Below are 24012 nucleotides of genomic sequence, written 5' to 3'. Positions count from 1 at the left end.
CGTGAAGTACATGCTGCTGATCTACAACCGGCCCGGGTTCGTGGACGAGCTGTCGGAGGAGGAGCGGACCGCGCTGTTCGGCGAGGTCGACGAGATCATGCGCGAGCTGACCGAGGCCGGGGAACTGGTCGGCGGGGAGGCGCTGGCCCACCCCTCGCACACCCGCACCGTGCGGATGGGCGACGGGGCCCCGGCCGTGACCGACGGGCCGTTCCTGGAGTCCAAGGAGGTGTTCGCCGGGTACGTCGCGGTGGACTGCTCCGCCGAGCGCGCCGCCGAGATCGCCGCCCGCTGGCCCGACGTGCGCTACGGCGGCGCGATGGAGATCCGCCCGTTCATGGGCGAGTCCGGGACGGAGATGTGACGACGCCGGCCGTTCCCGAGGACCTGCTGCGCGCGCTCGCGCCGCAGGTCCTCGGGACGCTGGTGCGGCGGCACGGGCAGTTCGACGCCTGCGAGGACGCCGTGCAGGAGGCGCTGCTGGCGGCGGCCGTCCAGTGGCCCGAGCAGGGCGTTCCGGACAGCCCGCGCGGGTGGCTGCTGACGGTCGCGACGCGGCGGCTCACCGACCTGTGGCGCAGCGAGCACGCGCGGCGCGACCGGGAGGTCGCCGTCGCGGTCGAGGAGGAACGGATCGCGCCCGCGCCGGACGAGGAGCCGTCCGGGCGGGACGACACGCTGACGCTGCTGTTCCTGTGCTGCCATCCGGCGCTGTCGGAACCGTCGCAGGTCGCGCTGACGCTGCGGGCCGTCGGGGGCCTCACCACCGCCGAGATCGCGCGGGCGTTCCTGGTGCCCGAGGCGACCATGGCCCAGCGCATCAGCCGCGCCAAGGCGACCATCCGGAAGGCAGGGGCGCGGTTCGAGCCGCCCCCGCCGGGGGAGCGGGCGCGGCGGCTCGGGGCGGTGCTGCACGTCCTCTACCTGATCTTCAACGAGGGCTACACCGCCTCCAGCGGCCCCGACCTGCGGCGCGCCGACCTGACCGCCGAGGCGATCCGGCTCACCCGGGCCCTGCGCGCGCTGCTGCCCGGCAACGGGGAGGTGACGGGGCTGCTGGCGCTGATGCTGCTGACCGACGCCCGCCGCGCCGCCCGCACCGGGCCGGACGGGCTGCTGGTGCCGCTGGCCGAGCAGGACCGTTCCCGGTGGGACCGCGCGGAGATCGAGGAGGGCGTCGCCCTCGTCACCGACGCGCTCACCTGGTCGCCGCCCGGCCTCTACCAGGTGCAGGCCGCCATCGCCGCCGTGCACGCCGAGGCCGCGGGCGACGCCGACACCGACTGGCCGCAGATCCTCGCCCTGTACCGGCTGCTGTCCCACCTGGCGCCGAACCCGATGGTCACCCTCAACGAGGCCGTCGCCACCGCCATGGTCCACGGGCCCCGCGCGGGCCTGGAGATCCTGGACGGGCTGGAGGCCGACGGCCGGCTCACCGACCACCACCGCCTGACCGCCGTCCGCGCCCACCTGCTGGAACGCGACGGCGACCGCTCCGCCGCGCGCGACGCCTACCGCCGCGCCGCGCGCCTCACCACCAGCCTTCCCGAACGCCGCTACCTGGAGACCCGCGCGGCCCGACTCAACGAAAGCGACCCCTCATGAGCACCCTGAACGTCCCCGGCGCCACCCTCCACCACGAGGTCCAGGGCACCGGCCCCGTCCTGCTGATGATCTGCGGCGGGATCTTCGACGCCGACGCCTACCTCCCGCTGGCCGCGCGGCTGGCCGACCGGTTCACCGTCGTCCGCTACGACCGGCGCGGCAACTCCCGCAGCCCCCTCGCCGACCCCGGCGAGCCGCAGACGATCGCGCTGCACGCCGACGACGCGCACCGGATCCTGGCGGCCGTCACCGACGAGCCCGCGTACGTGTTCGGCGTCAGCTCCGGCGCGCTGATCGGCATGGAACTGGCCGCCCGCCACCCCGGGCGGGTCAGCGCCCTGGTCGCGCACGAGCCGCCCGCGTTCGGGCTGCTGCCGGACGCCGCCGACTTCCGCGCCGGGTTCGCCGAGGTCGAGGCGGTGTACCGGGAGGCCGGGGCGGGCGCGGCGATGGGGCGGTTCGGCGAGCTGATGGGCATGAGCGACGAGGGGCAGGACGGCGGGCAGGAGGCTCCCGGGGGCGAGCCCGACCCGGCGTTCCTGGAGGCCATGGCCCGCATGGAGCGCAACATGGACTTCTTCATCGGGCACGAGGCGGTCCCGTTCAGCCGGCAGGACCCGGACCTGGACGCGCTCAAGGGCGTCCGCGTGGTCCCGACGGTGGGCGCGGACTCGGCCGGGGAGCCGCCGCACCGCGCGGGACTCGCCGTCGCCGAACGCCTGGGCGTCGCGGCGGTGACGCTCCCCGGCGGCCACGGCGGCTTCGGCGAGCACCCCGCCGAGTACGCCGCCCACCTCATCGAGATCTTCGCGGACTAGGCCGTGTTTCAAAGCCCTGGCCCACGGCGCTCGCCCTGGGGGCTCGCACCTCACCAGGGCTTGGCGAGCGCGACATCGCTTCGCGATCTGACCTGCGGGCCCTCGCCTTCGGCGTCGGGCCCGCAGGTCAGGTAACGCGCTCGCGTGCGCGGCTGAGGCCCACTTTGAAACAGGCCCTAGACGTGGCGGCCCTGGGGCCTCACGCCCCGGTCGCCGTCAGGGGCGCTGGCAGGGGAGCCCCCGCGGCAACGATCGGCTCACCCCCGGCGGGTTCGAGCGATGACCGGCCTCTGGCCGCCGACCGCAGGGCGGCCTCGTACCCGGTCCGGAGCACGGTTCCGGGCGGTGGTGCCGAAGTCGGCCGGAGTGGACATTGGCGAGGCCCGATGTCCTCGGGAAAGTGCGGTCCGCCGCCAGGTCCGTGCCGATCTGAACCGATGATTTCCTGAAAAGCGCTGCGGCCAATAGAGAAAAGCCCCGGTGGAGACCGGGGCTTTTGTTTTTTTGATCGTGTCCGGGCGGGTCGTATTGTCAGGACTGCGCCGGAGGAATCATCGCGCCCCGGTCTCTCGCCGACTCGACGGACACAACCGCTGGTTATCCGACCGCATCTCGCAGATGCTTTGGCGGCCGGGTCAGGAGACGCCGTCAGGGCCGGGGGGCACCGGAATGCAGCCCTGGAAGGGGTGCCACAGATATCCGGGCGGGCATTCCTTGGCGGCCACGGAAGTGGAGCGCGGTTCCGCGGCCGCCGCAGGAGTCGCCAGGCCCAGGCCGGCCAGCGCGAGGGCTCCCCCCGTCACGGAGTAGAGCAGGATCTTCTTCATCAGGGCTTCCTTTCGCCACGGAGGCGGTGGTGTTCGCCTCAATGCGGTTCGACCCGGCGCCACGGGGATTCCGCGCGGCACGGCAGGTTGTTGATCACGATACGTGGGCGAAAGCGCGGAGAACAAGGGATGTGCCGCAATTTTTGATCATGGCGCGACCGTTCTGTTCCTGACCTGGATCGCAGTTCCTCCAAGGCGTAAAAAGAGGGGTGGAGAACCGTCCCGCCCCGGCATCGGAGCACCTCTTCGGGGAGGGGTGAGGTCTCTGGGATGGCAACAGGGGATCCAGGATGGGGCAGGCCGGACGGAAAACCGCTGAGCCGGGGAATGGATCGCTGAGCTCGTACCGCAACGATCTCGTGAGACGTGTCATTGGTGGAGTTCCATCGGCGAACCATGGCCTTCCTTCCCCGCAGGCATGTCCCTTGGGGAAGGGGGTCGATCCCCGGGTCGGGAGTGACGTTTTCGAGCAGGATGCCGCGGGCGTCGCGGCACCCTGCTGACAGCCGGCCGCCGAGCCGCCAGGCTCCCCGAAAATGATCTTGTCGGGATCCGGTCGCTCGGCGAAGACCCCCGCGAGCGTCCGGACTCGCCCCACCGGCTCTCGATACAGCCGCCGCTCCGAAGGAGGACCAGTCCATGAAGCCCCCCCTCAAGCGTCTGTCCGCAGGGATGGCCACCGCCATCGCGACCACCGCCCTGGCCGCCACCCTGGTGCCCGGCCCGGCCTCCGCCGAGACGATCGTCCGGTGGTATCCGTACACCACGGCGGGCGCCAAGAAGCGCAACTCCGACGCCAACCAGGCCGGCCCCGGCTACTACTGCACGACGGTCACGGTCGCCGGCCGCAAGATGTACGCCCTGGCTCACCAGGGGCCGCTCCCGGTCCGGACCAGGGCAGGCCGGAGCCGCGGCCGGTGATCACGATGCGGGCACGGCCTCTCCGCGGGGTCAGGGGATCTCGAACGGGTCGGTCGCGCCGGTGAACGGCCCGTCCGGGGTGTCGCCCAGGTAGCGGATCCGGTACCTCCCGGCCGGGGCGTCCTCGGGGACGTCCCAGGTGATCGTCACGGTGGATCCGGCGTCGCCGGTGCGCGCCCAGCGGAACGTCGTGCACCAGTCGCCGTCGTCGGCCACCCGCGTCCAGGCGTCGCCGTCCCGGCGCTCCACCGCCAGGTAGGTGCCGCCCCGCCGCAGGTCGTTACCGGGGTGCGCGCCCACGAACCGGGCGGTCACCGTCCGACCGTCGCGGCCCACCGACAGCACGTCCCCGAACGCGCGCCGCGGGTGCGGCCGGTCCGGCGGGATCGTGTGCCGGGCGCGGCGCGCCGGCGGCTCCGGCTCGGGCGTGCCGCGCCCCACCGGCGCGCCGTCGCGCATGGCCGTGGCCAGCCCCGCGCCGATCTGGCACAGCGCCGGGAGCTGCCAGCGGCCGAACAGCGTGCTGCCGCCCTCGTACTCGCGCGCGTCGTACTCCTCGGGCGTGGTCGTGTAGTGCATGTAGCCGTTGCTGTAGCCCGCGACCAGCACGTTCTCCAGCTCGGCGCCGACGATCCCCGCGACGGCGCGGCGCAGCCGCAGGCCCGCCACGATCGTCACCTCGCCGGGGATCCCGACCAGGTACAGCGGGCCGATCCGCAGCAACTGGAACGCGAACCGTTCGGCGACCATCGGCCGGAACCGGTTGGCGACCCCGGCGGGCAGCGTGACGGCCTTGGGGTACTGCGCGTCGCGCAGCCGCGGCGCCAGGGGGTAGACCAGGCAGCGGGACAGCGCGTCCCACACCGGGTTGCGGCCCTCCCGGAACCCCTTGAACGCCGGTCCGTCCACCCCGGCCCCCGCCCAGGCGGACGCCCCGGCGACCGGACGGCCGGTGCGGTGCGGCCGCCCGTCGCCGGTGAACTCCGGGCGGACCAGCACGTTCCCCATGTCCACGTGGGTGAGCCGCGCGTCGATCGGGCCGTCGATCTCCGCGCAGCGAACGGCGGTCGCGGCCCGGTACTGGCGTTCGCCGATCAGGCGGGCGTTGGTCCACTGGTCGTCGGTGGGGCCCCGGCCCTCGGCCAGCCACAGGTTGGGGGACATGTCCCCGGCGTTGGTCTGCGGGAACGCCGCCACGAAGCCCGGCTCGTCCAGGTAGTCCACGCCCCCGACGAGGCGTTCCCAGTGGTAGGAGGCGTAGCCCTTGTTGTCGCCGGAGATCAGGGTGTTGCGGTTGGTGAGGCTCGTGTTGTGGGTGGCGAACCAGGAGACCGCGCCGACGAGGCGGCCCTCGCGTTCGATCCGCAGCACCGTGACCTGCGGGTCGATCGCGTCGGGGAAGAACGCGCGGTCCGCGGCGGGGTTGCGGTCGAACGCCCGGCGGGACCGGTTGACGCTGGCGTCCCGCAGCTCGCCGTGCCCGAGCAGCAGGCGCGCCGGGGCCAGGTCCTCGTGGGCGCGCGTGGCGGCCTCCACGATCCCGTCCACGATCGCGCCGAACGTCCTGTCCCGGAAGCCGCCGGCGGTGGAGTTGTACAGGGCGTGCCTGGCGTAGCCGCCGGGGCCGCAGTGGGTGTGCGTCGCGGTGATCATGACGTTGGTCTCGTCGTAGCCGTCCGGCAGGCGCGGCAGCACCGCCCGCACGACCGAGTCGAACATCAGCGGCAGGTCGCACACCACCAGCAGCGCCCGGCCCCCCTGGCGTTCGAACGCGAAGGCCCGCGCCCGCAGCCGGGTGTGGATCCCGTCGCTGACCTGCCACTTCATGCCGTAACCGAGCATCCCGCACTCGGCGGCCTCGCCCGTGACGTCCGCGATCCCGCGCCCGGCCAGATAGGTCACCCGCCGCCCCCTCCAACCTGAATATCCTTCGCGTTGCGATCCTCGCGCGCCGGAAACCCGCTGACAATGGGGTGAAAGGGGAGAGGTCAGAAAAATGGCGAGACGGCGGGTGCGTGCCGCGCCCGCCGCCTCGCCGCCGTGCCGCTACACCGTGATCGGGAGCTCGGCGGGGCCGCGCAGGTTGATCCGGCCGTTCCACCGCACCTCGCCGCCGGGGGCGAGGCCGGGGAAGCGGGTCACCAGGCGTTCGAACGCCACCCGTCCCTCCAGCCGGGCCAGCGCCGCGCCCAGGCAGTGGTGGACCCCGGAGCCGAACGACACGTGCTGGCGGGCGTTGTCCCGGTCGATCCGCAGCCGGTCGGCGTCGGGGCCCCAGAACGCCTCGTCCCGGTTGGCCGACGCCAGCACCACCGACACGAACGAGCCCTCCGGGATCACCTTGCCGCCCAGCTCGAACGGCGCGGTGGTGACGCGGCGGGTCTGCTGGACCGGGCTGTCGTAGCGCAGGAACTCCTCCACCGCGTTGGCCGCCAGCTCGGGGCGCTCGCGCAGCAGGGCGAGCTGGTCGGGGTTGCGCAGCAGCGCGACGGTGCCGTTGGCGACCAGGTTCACGGTCGTCTCGTGCCCGGCCACGTACAGCAGCACCAGCTGCGCGACCAGCTCGTCGTCGCTGAGCCGGTCGCCGTCCTCCTCGGCGGCGATCATCGCGGTGAGCAGGTCGTCGCCCGGGTGCTCGCGCTTGTAGGCGATGAGGTCCCGGGCGATCTCGGCCAGCTCGTCGCCCGCCGCGATGACCCGCGCCAGCGTCTCGTCGTCGGGCACCGGCTCCAGCGAGCGCACCAGCCACCCGCTGAGCTCCCGGATGCGCAGGTGGTCGGTCGGCGGCAGGCCCAGCATCCGCGAGATCACCTCGAACGGCAGCGGGAACGCCAGCGACTCCACCAGGTCGCCGCCCCCGTCGGCGGCGATCCGGTCCAGCCCCTCGTCCACCAGCTCGGCGACCTGGGGCTCCAGCGCCCCGACCGAGCGCGGCGTGAACACCTTGGCCACCAGCGAGCGCAGCCGGGTGTGGTCGGGCGGGTCGCGGTCCAGCATGGACAGGCTGAGGATGGTGCCCGCGCCGGTGTCGGCGTCGATCGCGTCGTACTGCTCGCGCAGCATCCCCGCGTTGACCAGCTTCTCCTCCACCGACAGCTTGGAGCGCAGCACGGTCACCGCGTCCTCGTACCGGGTGACCATCCACAGCCCGAACGGGTGGTCGTGGACCGGGTCGGTCTCCCGCATCCGCCGGTAGGTGGGGTAGGGGTCGTCGGTGTAGCCGGGCTCGAACGGGTTGAACAGCAGTTCCGTCTCGGTCATCGGATGCCTCCGGGGTGTCGGAAGGTCGGGGGAGGGGTTCAGGGGGTGGCCGGGCGGGGCCGGAAGAACGCGGGGCACCGCCGGCGCTTACTCGCGGGGCGGTGCGGCGGGGCGTACGCGGTGGCCCCGCGGCGGGTGGCCGGGCGGGTCCAGAGCGCGTCACCGGTCGGGACGCCGGGCGGGGGAGCGGCCGGGACCAGGTCCAGGCGGACGCCGGTCGCCCAGTGCAGCATGCGGCGGTGCTGGCGGTGCAGCTCCGCCAGCGCGGGGTGGTCGAGGTGCGCGTCCAGCAGCAGGCGCGCGCCGGGGGCGTCGGCGGCCAGGCCGTGCCACAGGGCGGCCAGCGCGGAGTCGATGTCCTGGGGCCGGTTCTCCAGCAACGCGTCCAGCCGCGCGTCGAACGCCCGGTACCAGCGGCGCTGGACCTCCAGCAGGAAGGCGCCGAGCCCGCCGAACGCGGCGTCGATCTCGGCCCGCCGTCCGCCCGGGACCTCCGGGACCCCGGTGCGGGCGACCTCGTCGAGGACGTCCCGGACCAAGGAGTGGCGCGTGCTGTTCCACGACATTGTGGGCACCTACTTGGTGTTGGAAACATACGCTGTGTATGTCCCCGTTCCTATGTCGGCCGCCGCCGGGCCGTCAAGGTGGCCTACGTCACTCGGACGCGTTTCCGCAGGGCATGCGCCTACGGCGCGTATGTGACCTGCGTTGTGCTTGTCGTATGGTTTCGGCATGCCGACCGTGAAGAGCCGACGCGAGCAGTACTCCGAGGAGACCCGGACGGCGCTGCTGGACGCGGCCACCCGCCGGTTCGCCGAACACGGGTTCGCCGGGACCTCCCTGGAGGACGTCGCCTCCGACATCCGCGCCACGCGCGGGGCGGTCTACCACCACTTCGCCAACAAGACCGCCCTGTTCCAGGCCGTGTTCGAACGCCTGGAGGAGGACGCGGTCCGCCAGATCGCCGAGGCCGCCGACGCCCACTCCGACCCCTGGGCCGCCGCGCTCGCGGCGCAGGAGAAGTTCCTCGACCAGTGCTGCGACCCGGTCTACGGGCGGGTCGTCTGGCAGCAGGCCCCCATCGCGCTCGGCTGGGAGCGGTGGAACGAGTGCGAGGAGAAGTACGGCTACGGCCTGGTCGAGGAACTCGTGGGCGAGCTGATGGCCGCGGGCGGCCTGCCGGAGATGCCGCTGGAGGCGGCGTCGCGCGTCCTGTTCCACGTCCTCGGCGCGGCGGGCATGGCCCTGGCGGCGGCCCCCGAGGCCGACAAGACCCGCGTCCGCGCCGAGTACGGCGAGGTCATCGGCCACATCGTCGCGGGCCTGCGCCTCTCCGCCGAGGGCACGGCTCAGCCCCGGCGGTAGACCGTGATCGAGTGCCCGACGGTCCCGACCGGCCGGCTGGTGGCCAGCAGGGCGCGCAACCGCCGGTCGGCCTTGGCGATCCGGCTGTTGGACACCGCGAGCACGCCCCGGACCCGCTCGGGCGGCACCGCGAGCGGATCGGACGCCCTGATCCCGTAGTGCTCGGGGACGCCGCTGCCCTTGTACAGCAGCCACACCCGCTCACCCGGATGGCGTTCCCGCAGGTGGTCGGCGAGCCTGCCCAGGTCCTGCCCCCAGTCGACGTTGGAGTCGTGCAGGTGCCGGTGGGTCCGCGCGGGGCCGCCGAACGCCTCGTTGGAGTACGGCAGGTGGTACGGGAACGCCCGCAGCGAGCTCACCGCGACGAACGCCAGCGCCGCCGCCCCCGCGACCCGCGCCCACCGCCGCCGGACGAGGAACACGCACGCCCCCGCCACCGCCAGGAACATCGGAACGAAGACCACATACCGGACGCCGAGGTCGCGGGACCCGGTCATCGCCACGCCCGTCAGCACGGCGGCGGGAACGAGCACGTACACCGCCGCGGCGCGCAGCCGCGCCACCATCACGACGGCGCCGGCCGCCCACAGCGCGAGCGCGCCGAGCGGCGTCTTCACCAGCAGCGCCGCGGGCAGGTAGTACCAGAGCGAACCCGCATAGCGGCGCCCGAACAGGAACCCCTCCACCCGGCTGGCGTAGTCGAACCCGTACCGGTCGAACGCGAACTGCATCCGCATCCCGTCCCGGTACGGCCGGGGGAGCGGCAGCGCGTCGACGAGCAGCCCGCGCAGGCCCCCGACGTCCGGCACGCCGCCCGGCGGCGTCCAGCGCAGCCGGGGATCGACGGCCAGATAGCAGACCCACACGACGGCGACCGCCGTCACCGCCACCCCGGCCGCCGCCACCAGACCGGCCGCGAGCCACCGCGTCCGCCGCGCGTGCCGGACCGACGCGACCACCAGCCCGCAGACCACCGGGAGCGCCGCGACCGCGTTCATCTTGGTCGCCATCGCCGCGCCGAGCGCCACCCCGGCGAGCGGGAGGCACAGCCCCGGCCGCCGCCGCGCCAGCCACACCAGCCAGACCGCCGTCAGCAGGAACCCGGCGGCCGGGACGTCGAGCGTCGCCAGCGACCCGTGCGCGATGACGTCCGGCGAGAACGCGTACAGCCCGAGCGCCGCCAGCCCGCCCGCCGTGCCGGCCAGATCCCGCGCGAACGCGAAGACCACCAGCCCGAACAGCAACGTCAGCACGATCACCGGCAGCCGCGCCCACAGCATCAGCCGCCAGGGATCGTTGCCCGCCCCGTACAGCAGGTGCCGCCCGGCCTTGTACTGGGGCCCGGTGAACGCGGGATCGAACCGCGGATCGGCGAACGCCACCCCGGCTCCCACGACCAGCTTGCCCAGCGGCGGATGCTCGGGGTTGTAACGCAGGTCGTGCTGCCGCTGGTAGACGACGGCGGCGGCCACGTACACCGGCTCGTCGACGGTCGGCGTCTGCCGCAGCGCCGCCGTGACCATCCCGGCCGCCATCTGGCCGAGCAGCACGACCACCGCGAACGCCACCACCACCCGCGCCGCCATCACCCACCCCACACCGGCGGGCCCGCATCGCCCACTCCACCTCGGTACGTGAGAAACCCCTGCTGTGTATCAAAGGCAAGTGAACAACGAGGGGCCTCGCCCGGTCGGCGCGACGCCCCCTCAACGGCGCGGGGACCGGGGCGACGGGGAGTCGTCCGGGCCCAGGCCCGCGCGGACGGCGAAGACGGCCAGGCGGATGCGGTTGGGGCAGTCGGTCTTGGCGAGCAGCGCGGCGACGTGGGTCTTGACCGTGGTCACTCCGAGGTGGAGCCGGGCGGCGATCTCCTGGTTGGTCAGCCCGGCGGCGACCAGGGCCAGGACCTGGCGCTCGCGTGGGGTGAGGCCGCCGGGGTCGGCCTCGGGGCGGGCGCTGACGGCCCGTTCGACCAGGCGGCCGAGGACCTCCTGGCTGAACGGCGTCCCGCCCGCGGCGGCCCGGCGCACGGCGTCCAGCAGCTCGCCCGGCGGCGCGCTCTTGAGCAGGAACCCGCAGGCCCCGGCGGCCAGCGCCGGATAGAGATGGTCGTCGTCACCGAAGGTGGTGAGCGCCAGCACCCGGGTCGCGGGGCGGGCCGCCAGGATGCGCTCGGTGGCGGCCGCGCCGTCCAGGACGGGCATCCGCAGGTCCATCAGCACCACGTCGGGGAGCAGCCGCCCGGCCAGCGCCACCGCCTCGCGCCCGTCGGCGGCCTCCCCGGCGACCGCCATGTCGGCGGCCGACTCGCAGAACACGCGCAGGCCCGCCCGGACCAGGTGCTGGTCGTCGGCGACCAGGACGCGGATCACGGCCGCGCCCCCGACCGCGGCAGCTCGGCCGACAGCCGCCAGCCGGTCCCGGCGGGGCCCGCCTCGAACGCGCCGCCGAGCAGGTCCACCCGTTCGCGCATGCCGGTCAGCCCGTGGCCGGGCGGCGCCGGGGCGCCGCGCCCGTCGTCGCTGATCACCAGGTGGACGGCGTCGGCGTCGCCCCGAGGACGCGTTCCGCCTGATCTGGCCGATCTGCGTCCTGACCGTGCTGATGTGCCGGGAGCCCCGCAGCCACCCGGTCCTCCGTGAGTGCTGTGTCGACCCCGCCATCGGACACGGACCGGCGGAGATCCGGGAACAGATCAAGGATCGCCTCCGGCAGGCGTTCTCACCCGTTCGGCTCGTACCGTCCGAAACGAGCGAAGCCGCACCGGGCATGTCGGCGTAGTGGCGACGCAAACCGGGGAGGGTTCCGGGGCGGCGGGGCCCTGATTCGATGATCCGATCAGCCGGACAGTGAGGCCAGGTGGTCGGCCAGGCGGATCCCACTGGACCACAGGCGGCTGAAATAGCCGATGGCGCCGCGCGCGAACTCCTGGTCATCGATTCTGAACCCGCCCATCCGCGGGGACGCCCCGGCGTCGAAAGCGAGAAAAACCGACGTATCGTCGAAGATAGCGATATTGACGGGATCAGCGTTTATCTGCCAGTCCAATACACGCACCTCGTAGCCGGGAATCTTCTGGGTTTGGCGGCGGACCTCCTGGCCCCAGTCGAGCATTTCGGCGTTGGGCAGGCAGACGAGCCGACGAACCGAACGAGATTCCGATAGGGTGACCCAGGAGGGGATCGCGTTGAAGTACTCGTTCGCGGCCCGACCGGTCTCCTGGTCGGTGAACCCCGCGAAGTAGTGCGGAGGCGTCGTCCGAATGTAGGTGGTCAAGATGCGGTGTTCGGTTCGCCGGACCTCTGCGGCCAGAGCCAGGTAGAACTCACGCCCAGTCAGGTGGCGAACGGCCGAACGCGAAGTCGCCGGAACGTCACCCGCGCCGGGCACGGGAAGATCGGCGTTGATCTCCCTGTCGGTTTCCGTCCACTTGTACCGCCACGCGTCGACGTCCCCCCTGCAGGCACGCACGAAGGCTTCCGTCTGGAACCAGGAAGGGAAGCGGTGACCATTGAGGATGGCCGAAACGGTGGCGTGGCTGCAGTGCATCGCGGCGGCCAGGAGCTGTTGCTTGGGTTTTCCTGCGTCGCGATGAAGTTCCCGTAGTTCGAGCGCGAAGCGTTCGACGGGCACCGCCGGATCCAGGCGACGTGGACGTGGGGGCACGGCTCAAGCCTCCAGGGGAGCGTTGCCCGCCATTGTCCGCCATCGTCAGTTCTCTTCCACCGCATTCGACAAGATCTCTCGCCGTAGCTCCTTGTGAGGTAAGGCCGCATCCTTGTTCACTCTCGGCGACTTCGCCGCGACCTCGGCAGAGACTGGACAGAGAACGCACCCGATCAGAACGGAGTGAACTCGAAGAGCAAGTCAAGGCCGGTCGTCAGGACCATCATGCTCGTGAAATCCGTCGCCGTTCCTGCCGAACGCGCCGGTTGAACCGGCGGTCACCGGCCGAACACCGCTGATGCCTTCCTTGGAGCCCACGCTCATGTCCGTTCCCAGCCTTCGCCTGGTGAAGAAAGACGAACGCCTCCATCCGGAGCCCGATCCCGTTTCCGGAACCCACGCGCAGCCTTCGATCCGCTACGCCACTGTGGTCGCGCTCGACATCTGCTCGTTCGGCGAGCGCGACGACCGCACCCAGTTGCACCAGCGCCGGGAGATGTACGCACAGGCGGCCGACGCGTTCGAGATGACCCGGATCCCGTGGTCGGCCTGCTACCGGGAAGACCGCGGCGACGGCGTTCTCATTATCGCGCCGCCCAACGTTCCCTCCGACTATTTTCTGGATCCGCTGGCCCACCATCTGACCGCTCTACTCCGCCGGTACAACCGGATCGTCTCCGCAGCCGCACGGCTCCGTCTGCGGTTGGCGGTCCACGCCGGCTATGTCCACCACGACGCCCACGGCGTCGCGGGACGTCCCCTCATCCACCTGTTCCGGCTCCTGGAGTCCGGCGAGTTCAAACAGGCCGTCGCCGCCACCGACGCCGACCTCGGGCTCATCGTCTCCGATCGGCTCTACGCCGACACGTGCGGCTATGGGGGCTTCATCGACGGCGACGCCTACCGGCGCCTACGGGTCACATGCAAGGAGACCAACACCGTGGCCCGGGTGTGGTTTCCTCCGAACCATGACAACGGCCCCTCGCAGGCCCATGATCCGCCAACGCAGTGATCACCGGCTGGCGGTCCTTACAACGACCGACGGGCATCCGCAGTCATGCTGCGGATGCCCGGTTCGGAGCGGGTGCGCCGTCAGGGACTTGAACCCCGAACCCGCGGATTAAGAGTCCGCTGCTCTGCCAATTGAGCTAACGGCGCGTGTCCCCGGGGCGCCTCGCGCCGTGGGGACCTCTCAAGGTTAGCAGTCCGGGGGAGATGCCCCGTCCGCCCGATTGGATCGGGAAATCCGGGCGAAAGCCCCCGGTGATTGGACCTTCAAAGCGGGTCGGCGGCCCCATATCGTCCGCGCATGCGCATGACACGAGCCCTCGCCCTGGTCGCCGCCGCCGCGCTCCCGCTGGTGGCGACCCCCGCGTTCGCGGCGGACTCCGGCGGCACCGTCACCGGGACCGTCTTCGCCCCCAACCCCGTCCAGCAGCTCGGCGACCAGTCGCTCACCGACGCCAAGGACGCCGACTACCCGGCCCTCGCGCCCGCCTACCGCACCGTCACCCTCACCGACCTCGACGGCTCGGGCGGGCTGAGCGGCCGCTACGTCACCGTCAAGAGCGAGACCGGCGCGCCGGTGCGCGTGACGGGCGGAGCCCTGCCCGCCTACCACCGCGACGCCGACCAGTTCGAGCAGGTGATGGGCTACCACTGGGTGACCAAGGCCCAGCACTACCTGCAGTCCCTCGGCTTCGGGTCGAAGCTGCGGCCGGTCAACCAGCGCCGCATCGAGCTGCGGATCAACCAGTACGGCGGCGACAACTCGTTCTTCCGCGAGAACAAGCGCGACATCACCCTGGGTAAGGGCGGGGTGGACGACGGCGAGGACGCCGAGGTGATCGTGCACGAGTACGGCCACTCGGTGCAGGACGGGCAGGTCCCCGGCTTCGGGACCACCCTGGAGTCCGGCGCGATCGGCGAGGCGTTCAGCGACTACCTGGCGGTGACGGTCACCAGCTGGGCGAACGGCCGCCCCACCGCCGCGCCGGAGGCGTGCGTCGCCGACTGGGACGCGGTGTCCTACTCGCCGGGGCCCGTCCACTGCCTGCGGAGGCTGGACGAGGACAAGCGCTACCCGCGGGACGTGGTCGGCGAGGTGCACGCCGACGGCGAGATCTGGTCGCGCGCGCTGTGGGACATCCGGCGGTCGCTCGGCGACACCCAGGCCAGCACGTTGATCGTCGAGGCGCAGTTCGCGTTCGCGCCCGACACCACGTTCCGGGCGGCGGCGCAGGCCACGGTGGCGGCGGCGCAGCGGCTGTACGGGGCGCGGGCGGCGGAGGCGACCCGGGCGGCGTTCGTGGAGCGCGGCATTCTGTGAGAAAAGCCGAAAACCCCCGTCCGTTTCCCGGAGGAACGGGCGGGGGTCACCCGGTGCGCCGTCAGGGACTTGAACCCCGAACCCGCGGATTAAGAGTCCGCTGCTCTGCCAATTGAGCTAACGGCGCATGCCATCTGTTGGCCCCGATGACGAGGGCGGGTGCGCCGTCAGGGACTTGAACCCCGAACCCGCGGATTAAGAGTCCGCTGCTCTGCCAATTGAGCTAACGGCGCATGCCGTCCGTCAGCCCCGGCTCCTCGGCCGGGTCTTCGTTGACGACAGGAAGAACAGTAGCAGGCACGGCGGACCGAGTGCGAATCGATTGTCCAGGCCCCGGGGCCTGTGACCGGCCGCCTCAGTCCTTGCCCGGCAGCACGCTCACCATGCCCCGCCACAGGGCGATGGCGGTGGCGCGGGAGGACACGCCGAGCTTGGAATAGATGCGGTTGACGTGGTTCTTGACGGTCTTCTCGCTCAGGAAGAGCTGGCGGGCGATCTCCCCGTTGGAGCGGCCGCTGGCGATCAGGTCCATGACCTCGGCCTCGCGCGCCGACAGCCCCAGGCTGACCCGGCTGGCGTCGCGGATGCCGCGGATCAGGTCGCCGACCGTGAACGCGCCCGGCACCAGGTGCCCGCACGCGCCCGCCCGGATCGCGACCTCGACCGTTCCACGGTCCTCGGGACCGGCGAGCACGAACACCCGGGAGGCGCGGCTCAGCGGGGCGGTGTGCCCGGTGCGGGCGGCGTCGGCGGCCAGCAGCACGACGTCGGGGCGTAGTCGTTCGGCCAGGTCGACCGCGTCGGAACCGCCGTCGGTCTCGGCGATCACCTGAAGTTCGTCGCTGCTCTCGAGCAGCGACACCACGCTGGCGCGGACGCGGGGGTCACCGTCCACCACCAGAACGCGCAGCGGGGCCGTTTCGTCGACACTCATCCGGTCTCCGGCGTTCACCCTTGGGGTGCCATTGGCATTTATAAGGTCGGAGCATAACTGCCCGATCACCCAGATCCAATGTGCCGGGCGGACGGGGCGGCCGTTCGGGGACTCCGGATAACGGACGGCGGCGGGTCCGCGGGGCCCCCGAACGCCGGTGAACGCGTCCGGAGGCCCGGTGCGGCGGGGCTTCACGCCGTCTTGAGCTCGCGCAGCGGGCCCTGGAGTTCGCTGGTGAAGAACTCGAAGAAGCCGTCGACGTCGGGACCGGCGTTCGCCAACGTCAGATGGTCGAAACCGGCATTCACGTAATTCTGGACGGACTTGATGTGGCTTTCGGGGTCGGGTCCGCAACTGAAGTTCTGACGGATGTCATCCTCGGTGACAGTGGCGGTGGCCGCGTCGAAGCTGCCCGGGTTGGGCAGTTCGGCCATCACCTTCCAGCCGGTCAGCCCGAACCGCATCTTCTCCCGCGCCGCCGCGACCGCGTCCTGCTCGCGCCCGGCGTAGGCCATCATCACCTCGCAGTAGCGCGGCCCCTTGCCGCCCTCGGAGGCGTAGGCCTCCAGGACCGAGGGGTCGTCCTCGGTGTTGAAGATCCCGTCCCCGAGATCGGCGGCGATCTTCGCGGCCTTGGGGCCGCCCGCCGCCACGACGATCTCCGGAAGCTCCGGCGGCAGGTCGAACACCCGCGCCTCGGCGATCTCCAGGTACTGGCCGTCGTAGGAGTGGTAGCCGCCCGACCACAGCAGCCGGATGATCTCCAGGGCCTCGCGGAGCATCTCCTGCCGCACGTGCACGGCGGGCCAGCCGCCGCCGATGACGTGCTCGTTGAGGCGTTCGCCGGATCCGACGCCGAGCGTGAACCGCCCGTCGCTCAGGATCGCCAGCGTCGCCGCGGCCTGCGCGATGATCGCCGGGTGGTACCGCATCGTCGGGCAGGTCACGCCCGTCATCAGGGTGATCCGCTCGGTCTTCGCCGCGGCGTTCGCCAGCATCGCCCAGGCGAACCCCGAATGCCCCTGCTCCGCGAGCCAGGGATGGTAGTGGTCGCTGACCTCGACGAAGTCGAACCCGGCGCGTTCGGCGGCCACCGCCTGCCGGACGATCTCCTTGGGGTCGTAGCCCTCGGCGAGCAGCTTGTATCCGATCTTCATGGAGCTCCTCTCGACGTTCCGTCCTCCTCGCGAGAGGTGTCCGGGCACCGGGTGTTTACACCCTCATCTGGGCAAAACCCGATCGCTGTGTCCGGATGATCCGGGCTAGGGTGCGCGGCGTGGAGACCATGGGGTTCGACTGGGAAGCGGTCGTCTACCGGGACTTCGACGTCGATCTGGACGAGCCGGGGCGGCGCAGCGGGGCGGCGTTGGACGCGCTGCTGGACGACCTGGAGGTGCCGGCCGACGCCGAGGGTTTCGAGCTGGTGGGGGAGTGGACGGACGCCCTGTTCCGCACCCTCAACGCCGGGCTGCCCGCGCTGCTGGAACGGCTGGCGCACCCCGACCCCGGCATCCGGCGGATCCTGGCCGTGGTGCTGGCGTACGTCCGGTCCGCGCGGGCGGTCCCGGCGGTGGCGGCCCGGATCGAGCGGGAACCGGACGCTCCGGCGCGCCTCGGCCTGCTGGTGGCGCTGGGACCGTACGCGGACGACCCCGAGGTCGAGGCCCTGCTGCGCCGCCGCCTGGACGCCGATCCGGCGTCGTCGCTGGGCGCGGCGCTGGCGTTCCTCCTCCACACGCCCCCGGCCGTGGACGACCCGGTGCTCGACGCCCTGACGCTGTGCGCGGGCGAGGCGGGCGCGGCCCTGCGGGAGCTCGCCTGGTGCGATCCGGAGTGGAACGACCCGGTGAAGGCGACGGACCACTGGCTGTGGCGTTCGCCGGAGCTGCGTTCGCGCTGGCTGGACCGCATGTTCCCGCTGCTGTGGAACGGCGCCCTGCCCGCCTCGTCGGCCGCCGCCCTGGTGCGGGCCGCCGACCGGCTTTTCCTCGACGACCGCGAGGAGCACCGCCGCCAGGCGTCCGCCGTGACGGCCCTGCTGTCCCACCCCGACCCGGACGTCCGCCGGACGGCGCTCGCGGCCCACGACCTGTACCGCGACGACGCCTACGCCGACGCCCTGGTCGGAGCGCTCGACGATCCGAGGCTGGCGGGCAGGGCCCTGCTGCTGCTCACCCACCGCGACGACCCGCGCGGCGTTCCCACGCTCCAACGGAGGATCGCCGCGGGCGAGGCGGCGCGCCTGCCGCTGCGGGAGGCGAAGGCGTTCGCCGACGCGCTCTGGCCGCACGTCCGCGCCCGCCTGGCCGGGGCCACGGCCCCGGCCGAGATCGAGGAGCTCCTGAAGGGCACGGCCGGCTGGCCGGGCGGCGCCGAGGCGGTCCCCGAGGTGATCGGCATCCTGGAACGCCTGTCCCGCGACCTGCTGGCCCACCCCGACCCCGAGGCGCTGGAGGCCGCCGCGCGGGCCTGCGGCTTCCTGCGCAGGCGCGCCCTGGCCGACGAACGGGCCCTGACGGTCCTGCGCGAGGTCGCCGCCGGCCCGGACCTGGAGACCGCCCTGGCGGCGATCCGCGCCCTCATGGGCCTGGGCGAGCATGCCGATCCCGAGATCGTCGCCCTGCTCCTGGGCGTCCTGTCCCGCCGCGACGTCCACGGCCGCCAGGAGGGGCGCCGGGGATGGCGCTACGACCGCAACGCCTGCGGCTGGCTGGGAGAGCTGGGCCCCCGAGCCCGCGCGGCGGCCCCGGCCCTGCGCGTCCACCGGGACACCTCACCGGTGGACGCCCTCCGCGTGGCGGCGGCCGACGCCCTGTGGCGCATCACGCGCGACCCCGACGAGGCCCTGCCGACCCTGATCCCCCAGATCCCGAACGACCCCATGCGCGTCCTGCACGCCCTGACGTCGATGGGAAGGGCGGCCCTCCCGGCCCTCCCGGCGATCCGCTCCCACACCGAGGGCGACGACGACCTGGCCAAACGAGCCCGCGAGACGGCCCGCCACCTGGAGTCCCTCTGACCCGGAAACGACGAAGGCCCTGGTCATCGTGGCGATGACCAGGGCCTTCGGCTGGGGTGAGTGAGGGGACTTGAACCCCCGACATCTTGGACCACAACCAAGTGCTCTGCCAGCTGAGCTACACCCACCAGGGCCGGAATCGCTTCCGGCAGATGTAAGCATAGCGGGTTCGGGAGGGTGGTTCGACCTGGCTCGGGGAGGGGCCGGTCACGCCTCGGCGATGATGCGGGCGGCGAGGGCGCGGGCGGTCTCGGAGTCGGGGCCGGGCTGGGGGACGAACAGGGCCGCGCGGTAGTAGCGGAGTTCCTGGATGGACTCGGTGATGTCGGCCAGGGCGCGGTGGCCGCCCTTCTTCTCCGGGCTGGCGAAGTAGACGCGCGGGTACCAGCGGCGGGCCAGTTCCTTGATGGAGGAGACGTCGACCATCCGGTAGTGCAGGTGGGAGTCCAGGGCGGGCATGTCGCGGGCCAGGAACGAGCGGTCCGTGGCGATGGAGTTGCCGCACAGCGGGGCCTTCTTGGGGTCCTTGACGTGCGAGCGGACGTAGGACAGCACGGCCTCCTCGGCCTCGGCGAGGGTGACGCCGCCCGGCAGCACGTCCAGCAGGCCGGAGGTGGTGTGCATGTCGCGGACGATCTTCGACATCTGCTCCAGGGCCTCCTGCGGGGGCTTGATCACCAGGTCGACGCCCTCGTCGAGGATGTTCAGCTCGCTGTCGGTCACCAGTGCCGCGATCTCGATCAACGCGTCCCTGCGGAGGTCGAGGCCCGTCATCTCGCAGTCGACCCACACCAGCTTCTCCACGACCATCTGCCCTCTCACCTGCGGTAGCTCTCGCTCTGTCAGACGGGGACCGCGCACGGTGGCGGCCGGTAGGGGCGAGAACCGCCGCGACGCCCGTCGCGGCGGGCCTGACCTCCACTGATCCGGTCCCCTGTCAGGCTACGACCCTAAGGGGCCGTCCCGGACATTGACAGACGGTGCGGGCGGGGCGGGGGATCACCTGGTCAGGTGGGGCGGGACCGGGACGCCGGGGCGCAGCCGGGGGTCGGGCTCGGGGGCGCCGAACGCCTGCCGCACCGGGAGGACGCCCGCCCACACCGGCAGCGCGTAGTCCTCCTCCTCGTCGGTGGGCGGGCCCTGGCGGATCTTCACCGACGCCTCGTCCAGCGGGAGGGCCAGCAGGGCGGTGGCCGCCAGTTCCTTGGGGGAGGGCGGGCGCAGGGCGTCCCACTGGCCGGGGACGAGGTGCTCGGTGATCGCCTGGAGGGCGGTGAGCTTGTCGGCGGGGTCGGTGAGGGCGCGCGGGGTCCCATAGACGACGGCGCTGCGGTAGTTGAGCGAGTGGTGGAACAGCGAACGCGCCACCACGATCCCGTCCAGGTGCGTGACGGTCACGCAGACCTCCTGGGCCGCGCCGGAGCGCAGGCTCGCCGCGCCGGTGGAGCCGTGCAGGTAGAGGGTGTCGCCGGAGCGCCCGTAGGCGGTCGGGATCACGCGCGGCGTGCCGTCGACGACCACGCCGAGGTGGCAGACCACGCCCTCGTCCAGGACGGCGTACAGGTCGGCGCGGTCGGAGCGGGCCCGTTCGCGGATGCGGCGGACGCGGGTGCGTTCGGTGGGGGAGAGGAGCGTGCTCATGCCCGACTACGGTAGGGACGAAGTGGCCTGGTGCTTAGAGCCACTCGGATGTTTTTGCGGGAGACCACTTTGTCGCGTGCCGTGATCGATCTGCCGCTGGTCGTGGACCGGGGGCGCGGGGAGCCGATGAGCGCCCAGCTGGTGGGGCAGTTGCGCGCCGCCATGCGGGAGGGGCGGCTGGCGGCCGGGGAGCGCCTTCCCTCCAGCCGCGCGCTGGCCGGGGTGCTCGGGGTCAGCCGGACCGTGGTGACCGAGGCGTACGAGCAGCTGTACGCCGAGGGCTGGCTGGAGGGGCGGCACGGGTCGGGGACGTTCGTCAGCGCGATCACCGTCGTCCCCGAGCCCGCCGGGCCCGCTCCGGCGCCCGGTGCCGCCGAGGACGCCGCCGGGATGGTGGACCTGCGGCCGGGGGTGCCGTGGATCGGAGCGCTGGACACCCCCGCGTGGCGGCGGGCCTGGCGGCTGGCGGCGACCGTGGAACGCGTCAGCCGCCCCGACCCGCACGGCCTGCCGGGGCTGCGCGCCGCGCTGGCCGACCACGTGCGGCGCGGCCGGGGCGTGGCGTGCAGCGCCGAACGGGTGCTGGTGACGCGGGGCGCGACCAACGGCCTGGACATGCTCGCGGCGACGGTGCTGCGGCCCGGCGACCGGGTCGGCGTCGAGGAGCCCGGCTACACCGGGGCCAAGGCCGTGCTGGCGGGACGCGGCCTCACGCTGGTGCCCTGTCCCGTGGACGGGCACGGCCTGGTCGTGGACGCGCTGCCGGGCGACCTGCGGCTGGTCTACACGACACCGTCGCACCAGTACCCGCTGGGCGGGGTGCTGCCGGTGCCGCGCCGGCAGGCGCTGCTGGCGTGGGCACGGCGGACCGGGGCGCTGGTCGCCGAGGACGACTACGACGGGGAGTTCCGCTACGACGTCGCGCCGCTGCCCGCGCTGTACGGGCTGGACCCGGAGGTGGTCGTCTACCTCGGCACCACCTCCAAGATCCTCACCTCGGACGTGGGCGTCGGCTGGCTGGTGGCCCGTCCCGACCTGGTGACGGCGATCGCGCACCGCCGCCGGGACCTCAACGACCGCACGGCCGTCGTCCCGCAGGAGGCGATGCGGCTGCTGCTGGAACGCGGCGACCTGGACCGCTACGTCCGCCGGATGCGCGCCGAGTACGCCCGCCGCCGCGCCGCCGTGGCGGAGGCCCTGGGCGGCCTGCGCCTGCGCGGCGACACGGCGGGCCTGCACGTGGTCGTGGAGACCTCCCCGGAGGAGGCCGCGCGCCTCGCCGAGGCGGCGCGGCGGCGCGGCGTCCTGGTCGACACCCTGCGGCGCCACCACGCCGGTCCCGAACGCGCCGGCGGCCTGGTCATCGGTTACGGCGCGGCGGCGAACCTGACCGAGCTCCGCCGGGGCTGCGCCGTGATCCGCGGGCTGGCGGCGGAACGCCGGGACCGCTGAGCGCGCCGCGGCGCGTCAGGAGCGGGCGTTGGCCGGTTCGGGGACCGGGACCCCCAGCACCGGAGGGGACGGCGGCAGGATCCCGTTGTGCAGCGGGGAGGCCGGGGCCGGGGGGCTTCCGCCGGGCTGGCCCACGGAGGGACGGGGGCGGGGGATCGGCGCGACCGGGGTGTCGGGGCCGGTGACGCGGCGGATGTCGATGCCGCCGGGGTCGGGGCGCCCGGCGCCCGGGACCTGGGAGGCGCCGAAGTGGCCGCCCCGGGCCCAGCCGCGGCGGTCGCGGCGGGCCTGGTAGGACTGCGGCGTCGGCAGCGGCGGCCCGGCGGGCCAGCGGCGGGCCACGCCCCAGGCGTCCAGCCAGGCCATGAGCGGGTCCAGGCCGTTCAGCGGGGTCCCGGTGAACGGGTCGCGCGCCTGCCCCACCACCACGATCTGCGCGCAGACCCGGCCCTCGCGTCCCACCGCGTCCAGCATCCGGGCGGCGCGGACGATGGGCAGCAGCTGGACGAACTCGCCGCTCCAGGGATTCCACACCAGGTGCGGGGCCCGGTCGGCGCGGGCGAGGTCGGCGGCCACCGAACGGGCCGAGATCGTGCGGGCGTCCGACTCGCTGCTGAACCAGACCGCTCGGGGCGCTCCTCCCCCCAACGCGCCACCGTCGGTGCGGGCCGGCAACCGGCCGGCTTCGGGCAGCCATGCGTCAGCCACGATGCGTCCCCCCCAATCGGGCGGTACGACCCCGGACCGGTCGAACGCCCCAGGCGTGACGGTGGACCGGCATGGGGCCTTCCGGCTTGAAAATCCAAGAGATCCGGTTTACTCCGGTGCTGTCGCAGATGCGTACCCCCTCGGCTCCCCATATCCACCTGGGTACGACGTTTTCTTCACGCGGTGTAGTGGACAGGTGGGTCCGGGACGGTGTCCGCCCTGGTCAGGAGGGAATCACCGGATCGTGTGAAAAATTTTCGGCCGACGGCCGGAAGTGGCCGGGCAGTTCCGGCGCGGCCGGGCCGCGCTTTCCCGGGGGTGGGGTTCCCAGCATGAACCGAGTCACGTTCTAATAAGGCGTCATGACGGTTGACGCTGAACTCCCCGCCGGGGTCCCCGGCATCGATGTCCCCCGCCTGGCGGACTGGTTGGCGCGCGCCCTGCCCGGCACCGGACGGATCACCGCCATCGACCTGATCGCCGGTGGCCGCTCCAACCTGACCTACGGGATCACGCTGGACGGCGGGCGCAGGATCGTTCTGCGCCGGCCGCCGCTCGGGCACGTGCTGCCGACCGCGCACGACATGGGCCGCGAGTACCGGGTGCTGTCGGCGCTCGGCGCGGGCAGCGACGTCCCGGTGCCGACGACGCTCGCGTTCTGCGAGGACGAGGACGTCATCGGCGCCCGGTTCTACCTGATGGACTTCGTCGAGGGGCGGGTGCTGCGCACCGTCGAGGACGCCGCCGACCTCACCCCCGAGCAGGCGGGAGGGCTCTCCGAGGCCCTCGCGACGGCGCTGGCGGCCGTGCACACCGTGGACGTCGAGGCCGTCGGGCTGGGCGACTTCGGCCGTCCGGGCGGGTACATGACCCGCCAGCTCAAGCGCTGGGGCAAGCAGTGGGACGCCTCCCAGGAGGCGATCCGCGCCACCGGCAACGTCCACGACCTGCCCGAGTACGACCGGCTGGTGTCCCGGCTGGCCGAACGCCTGCCCGCCGACGCCCCCGCCCGCCTGGTCCACGGCGACTTCCGGCTGGACAACGCGCTGGCCCGGCTGGAGCCCCGCCCGGAGATCGCCGCCGTCGTGGACTGGGAGATGTCCACCCTCGGCGACCCGCTGTCGGACCTCGGCCTCACGCTGGTCTACTGGGCCGAGGCGGGCGATGCCGAGCTGCTGCCGGTCGGCGCGACCATCACCACCGCCCCCGGCTTCCACACCCGCCGCGAGTTCGCCGAGCGGTACGCCGCGCTCACCGGGTTCGACCTGTCGGAGATGGACTTCTACGTAGCGTTCGCGTGCTTCAAGCTGGCGGTGATCCTGGAGGGCATCCACGCCCGCTACCTGCAGAACGCCACCGTCGGCGAGGGCTTCGACCGGATCGGCGACGCGGTGCCGGTGCTGCTGGACCGCGCCCACCGGACCCTGGACGAGCGCTCCCCCTGGTAGCCCCCGGGGGCGTCGGCG

Annotated in this window: 23 protein-coding genes and 4 tRNA genes; 10 read left to right on the top strand and 17 right to left on the bottom strand. The window is 72.8% G+C overall.

The window, feature by feature from the left end; all coding sequences use genetic code 11:
* Positions 1-10: 10 nt before the first annotated feature.
* From HNR61_RS13295 to HNR61_RS13285, 3 genes are read left to right on the top strand one after another with little or no spacing between them, the layout of a single operon-like run.
* Positions 11-364 (top strand): YciI family protein, encoded by a 354-nt coding sequence (locus HNR61_RS13295; protein ID WP_220509368.1) that lies wholly within the window; start codon positions 11-13, stop codon positions 362-364.
* Entirely contained in the window at positions 361-1605 is a 1245-nt protein-coding gene (locus HNR61_RS13290; protein ID WP_182843442.1) for an RNA polymerase sigma factor, read from the top strand. The genes HNR61_RS13295 and HNR61_RS13290 overlap by 4 nt, the downstream gene beginning before the upstream one ends.
* Entirely contained in the window at positions 1602-2423 is an 822-nt protein-coding gene (locus HNR61_RS13285) for an alpha/beta fold hydrolase (protein ID WP_182843441.1), read from the top strand. The genes HNR61_RS13290 and HNR61_RS13285 overlap by 4 nt, the downstream gene beginning before the upstream one ends.
* A 635-nt stretch (positions 2424-3058) precedes the next feature.
* Here the strand turns inward: HNR61_RS13285 and HNR61_RS13280 are convergent.
* Complete coding sequence (locus tag HNR61_RS13280; RefSeq protein WP_182843440.1) at positions 3059-3250, bottom strand: hypothetical protein; 192 nt, start codon at positions 3248-3250, stop codon at positions 3059-3061.
* Between the two features lie 639 nt (positions 3251-3889).
* Here HNR61_RS13280 and HNR61_RS13275 point away from each other — a divergent pair.
* Entirely contained in the window at positions 3890-4171 is a 282-nt protein-coding gene (locus HNR61_RS13275; protein ID WP_182843439.1) for a hypothetical protein, read from the top strand.
* Between the two features lie 30 nt (positions 4172-4201).
* Here the strand turns inward: HNR61_RS13275 and HNR61_RS13270 are convergent, their stop codons facing one another.
* The 3 genes from HNR61_RS13270 to HNR61_RS13260 all read right to left on the bottom strand — a co-directional run bounded on the left by HNR61_RS13270 (position 4202) and on the right by HNR61_RS13260 (position 7998).
* A complete protein-coding gene (locus tag HNR61_RS13270; protein ID WP_220509300.1) occupies positions 4202-6073 on the bottom strand; it encodes a neutral/alkaline non-lysosomal ceramidase N-terminal domain-containing protein in 1872 nt (623 codons plus the stop codon).
* 144 nt (positions 6074-6217) lie between these two features.
* On the bottom strand, positions 6218-7432 hold the full coding sequence (locus tag HNR61_RS13265; protein ID WP_182843438.1) for a cytochrome P450: 1215 nt from the start codon (positions 7430-7432) through the stop codon (positions 6218-6220).
* 38 nt (positions 7433-7470) lie between these two features.
* Entirely contained in the window at positions 7471-7998 is a 528-nt protein-coding gene (locus HNR61_RS13260) for a hypothetical protein (RefSeq protein WP_182843437.1), read from the bottom strand.
* A gap of 166 nt (positions 7999-8164) precedes the next feature.
* Here HNR61_RS13260 and HNR61_RS13255 point away from each other — a divergent pair, with 166 nt between their 5' ends.
* The gene (locus tag HNR61_RS13255; protein WP_182843436.1) at positions 8165-8797 is read left to right on the top strand and encodes a TetR/AcrR family transcriptional regulator; all 633 of its coding nucleotides are present in this window, start codon (positions 8165-8167) and stop codon (positions 8795-8797) included.
* On the opposite strand, the gene HNR61_RS13250 is transcribed toward HNR61_RS13255, so the two are convergent.
* The 4 genes from HNR61_RS13250 to HNR61_RS13235 form a co-directional block, all read right to left on the bottom strand.
* On the bottom strand, positions 8782-10383 hold the full coding sequence (locus tag HNR61_RS13250; protein WP_182843435.1) for an ArnT family glycosyltransferase: 1602 nt from the start codon (positions 10381-10383) through the stop codon (positions 8782-8784). The two genes, HNR61_RS13255 and HNR61_RS13250, sit on opposite strands and share 16 nt — an antisense overlap.
* Before the next feature lie 120 nt (positions 10384-10503).
* Positions 10504-11169, bottom strand: a complete 666-nt coding sequence (locus tag HNR61_RS13245) for a response regulator transcription factor (RefSeq protein ID WP_182843434.1) — start codon at positions 11167-11169, stop codon at positions 10504-10506.
* On the bottom strand, positions 11166-11327 hold the full coding sequence (locus HNR61_RS47630) for a sensor histidine kinase (RefSeq protein WP_182843433.1): 162 nt from the start codon (positions 11325-11327) through the stop codon (positions 11166-11168). Before HNR61_RS47630 ends, HNR61_RS13245 begins: the two co-directional genes overlap by 4 nt.
* A 308-nt stretch (positions 11328-11635) precedes the next feature.
* A complete protein-coding gene (locus HNR61_RS13235) occupies positions 11636-12430 on the bottom strand; it encodes a helix-turn-helix domain-containing protein (protein ID WP_182843432.1) in 795 nt (264 codons plus the stop codon).
* A gap of 355 nt (positions 12431-12785) precedes the next feature.
* Here HNR61_RS13235 and HNR61_RS13230 point away from each other — a divergent pair, with 355 nt between their 5' ends.
* Complete coding sequence (locus HNR61_RS13230; protein ID WP_182843431.1) at positions 12786-13475, top strand: hypothetical protein; 690 nt, start codon at positions 12786-12788, stop codon at positions 13473-13475.
* Between the two features lie 73 nt (positions 13476-13548).
* On the opposite strand, the gene HNR61_RS13225 is transcribed toward HNR61_RS13230, so the two are convergent.
* A tRNA-Lys gene (locus HNR61_RS13225) sits at positions 13549-13621 on the bottom strand.
* Positions 13622-13772: 151 nt separating this feature from the next.
* Here HNR61_RS13225 and HNR61_RS13220 point away from each other — a divergent pair.
* Positions 13773-14792 carry a M4 family metallopeptidase gene (locus HNR61_RS13220; RefSeq protein ID WP_220509298.1) on the top strand — a complete coding sequence of 340 codons (1020 nt, stop codon included), beginning with the start codon at positions 13773-13775 and terminating at the stop codon, positions 14790-14792.
* Positions 14793-14846: 54 nt separating this feature from the next.
* Here HNR61_RS13220 and HNR61_RS13215 read toward each other — a convergent pair.
* The 4 genes from HNR61_RS13215 to HNR61_RS13200 all read right to left on the bottom strand — a co-directional run bounded on the left by HNR61_RS13215 (position 14847) and on the right by HNR61_RS13200 (position 16883).
* A tRNA-Lys gene (locus tag HNR61_RS13215) sits at positions 14847-14919 on the bottom strand.
* Positions 14920-14952: 33 nt separating this feature from the next.
* Positions 14953-15025 (bottom strand) — tRNA-Lys (locus tag HNR61_RS13210).
* Positions 15026-15147: 122 nt separating this feature from the next.
* Positions 15148-15726, bottom strand: coding sequence for a response regulator transcription factor (locus HNR61_RS13205; protein WP_182843430.1), 579 nt, complete (start codon positions 15724-15726; stop codon positions 15148-15150).
* 191 nt (positions 15727-15917) lie between these two features.
* Positions 15918-16883: a TIGR03557 family F420-dependent LLM class oxidoreductase gene (locus HNR61_RS13200; protein WP_182843429.1), complete on the bottom strand. Its 966-nt coding sequence runs from the start codon at positions 16881-16883 to the stop codon at positions 15918-15920.
* A gap of 119 nt (positions 16884-17002) precedes the next feature.
* Here HNR61_RS13200 and HNR61_RS13195 point away from each other — a divergent pair, with 119 nt between their 5' ends.
* Positions 17003-18745: a hypothetical protein gene (locus tag HNR61_RS13195; RefSeq protein WP_182843428.1), complete on the top strand. Its 1743-nt coding sequence runs from the start codon at positions 17003-17005 to the stop codon at positions 18743-18745.
* 52 nt (positions 18746-18797) lie between these two features.
* On the opposite strand, the gene HNR61_RS13190 is transcribed toward HNR61_RS13195, so the two are convergent.
* The 3 genes from HNR61_RS13190 to HNR61_RS13180 all read right to left on the bottom strand — a co-directional run bounded on the left by HNR61_RS13190 (position 18798) and on the right by HNR61_RS13180 (position 20386).
* Positions 18798-18873 (bottom strand) — tRNA-His (locus HNR61_RS13190).
* Positions 18874-18952: 79 nt separating this feature from the next.
* The gene (gene orn, locus HNR61_RS13185; protein WP_182843427.1) at positions 18953-19555 is read right to left on the bottom strand and encodes an oligoribonuclease; all 603 of its coding nucleotides are present in this window, start codon (positions 19553-19555) and stop codon (positions 18953-18955) included.
* 189 nt (positions 19556-19744) lie between these two features.
* Positions 19745-20386, bottom strand: coding sequence for a pyridoxamine 5'-phosphate oxidase family protein (locus HNR61_RS13180; RefSeq protein WP_182843426.1), 642 nt, complete (start codon positions 20384-20386; stop codon positions 19745-19747).
* 81 nt (positions 20387-20467) lie between these two features.
* Between HNR61_RS13180 and pdxR the strand changes: the two genes are divergently transcribed.
* Entirely contained in the window at positions 20468-21838 is a 1371-nt protein-coding gene (gene pdxR, locus HNR61_RS13175) for a MocR-like pyridoxine biosynthesis transcription factor PdxR (protein ID WP_312897889.1), read from the top strand.
* A gap of 15 nt (positions 21839-21853) precedes the next feature.
* Here pdxR and HNR61_RS13170 read toward each other — a convergent pair whose 3' ends face one another.
* Positions 21854-22546 carry a hypothetical protein gene (locus HNR61_RS13170; protein ID WP_182843424.1) on the bottom strand — a complete coding sequence of 231 codons (693 nt, stop codon included), beginning with the start codon at positions 22544-22546 and terminating at the stop codon, positions 21854-21856.
* A gap of 362 nt (positions 22547-22908) precedes the next feature.
* Here HNR61_RS13170 and HNR61_RS13165 point away from each other — a divergent pair, with 362 nt between their 5' ends.
* The gene (locus tag HNR61_RS13165) at positions 22909-23994 is read left to right on the top strand and encodes a phosphotransferase family protein (protein WP_182843423.1); all 1086 of its coding nucleotides are present in this window, start codon (positions 22909-22911) and stop codon (positions 23992-23994) included.
* The last annotated feature ends 18 nt before the right edge of the window (positions 23995-24012 follow it).

It is taken from the genome of Actinomadura kijaniata (genome assembly GCF_014138665.1).
In the GTDB taxonomy this organism is placed as follows: Bacteria; Actinomycetota; Actinomycetes; order Streptosporangiales; family Streptosporangiaceae; genus Spirillospora; species Spirillospora kijaniata.
This window is presented reverse-complemented; position numbering and strand designations above follow the sequence as displayed.

Coding starts and splice junctions, on each gene's coding strand:
- HNR61_RS13220 (WP_220509298.1), top strand. CDS start 13,773: ATGCGCATGACACGAGCCCTCGCCCTGGTCGCCGCCGCCGCGCTCCCG.
- HNR61_RS13250 (WP_182843435.1), bottom strand. CDS start 10,383: ATGGCGGCGCGGGTGGTGGTGGCGTTCGCGGTGGTCGTGCTGCTCGGC.
- HNR61_RS13285 (WP_182843441.1), top strand. CDS start 1,602: ATGAGCACCCTGAACGTCCCCGGCGCCACCCTCCACCACGAGGTCCAG.
- HNR61_RS13260 (WP_182843437.1), bottom strand. CDS start 7,998: ATGTCGTGGAACAGCACGCGCCACTCCTTGGTCCGGGACGTCCTCGAC.
- HNR61_RS13165 (WP_182843423.1), top strand. CDS start 22,909: ATGACGGTTGACGCTGAACTCCCCGCCGGGGTCCCCGGCATCGATGTC.
- HNR61_RS13265 (WP_182843438.1), bottom strand. CDS start 7,432: ATGACCGAGACGGAACTGCTGTTCAACCCGTTCGAGCCCGGCTACACC.
- HNR61_RS13200 (WP_182843429.1), bottom strand. CDS start 16,883: ATGAAGATCGGATACAAGCTGCTCGCCGAGGGCTACGACCCCAAGGAG.
- HNR61_RS13280 (WP_182843440.1), bottom strand. CDS start 3,250: ATGAAGAAGATCCTGCTCTACTCCGTGACGGGGGGAGCCCTCGCGCTG.
- HNR61_RS13205 (WP_182843430.1), bottom strand. CDS start 15,726: ATGAGTGTCGACGAAACGGCCCCGCTGCGCGTTCTGGTGGTGGACGGT.
- HNR61_RS13180 (WP_182843426.1), bottom strand. CDS start 20,386: ATGAGCACGCTCCTCTCCCCCACCGAACGCACCCGCGTCCGCCGCATC.
- HNR61_RS13275 (WP_182843439.1), top strand. CDS start 3,890: ATGAAGCCCCCCCTCAAGCGTCTGTCCGCAGGGATGGCCACCGCCATC.
- HNR61_RS13295 (WP_220509368.1), top strand. CDS start 11: ATGCTGCTGATCTACAACCGGCCCGGGTTCGTGGACGAGCTGTCGGAG.
- HNR61_RS13230 (WP_182843431.1), top strand. CDS start 12,786: ATGTCCGTTCCCAGCCTTCGCCTGGTGAAGAAAGACGAACGCCTCCAT.
- HNR61_RS13255 (WP_182843436.1), top strand. CDS start 8,165: ATGCCGACCGTGAAGAGCCGACGCGAGCAGTACTCCGAGGAGACCCGG.
- orn (WP_182843427.1), bottom strand. CDS start 19,555: ATGGTCGTGGAGAAGCTGGTGTGGGTCGACTGCGAGATGACGGGCCTC.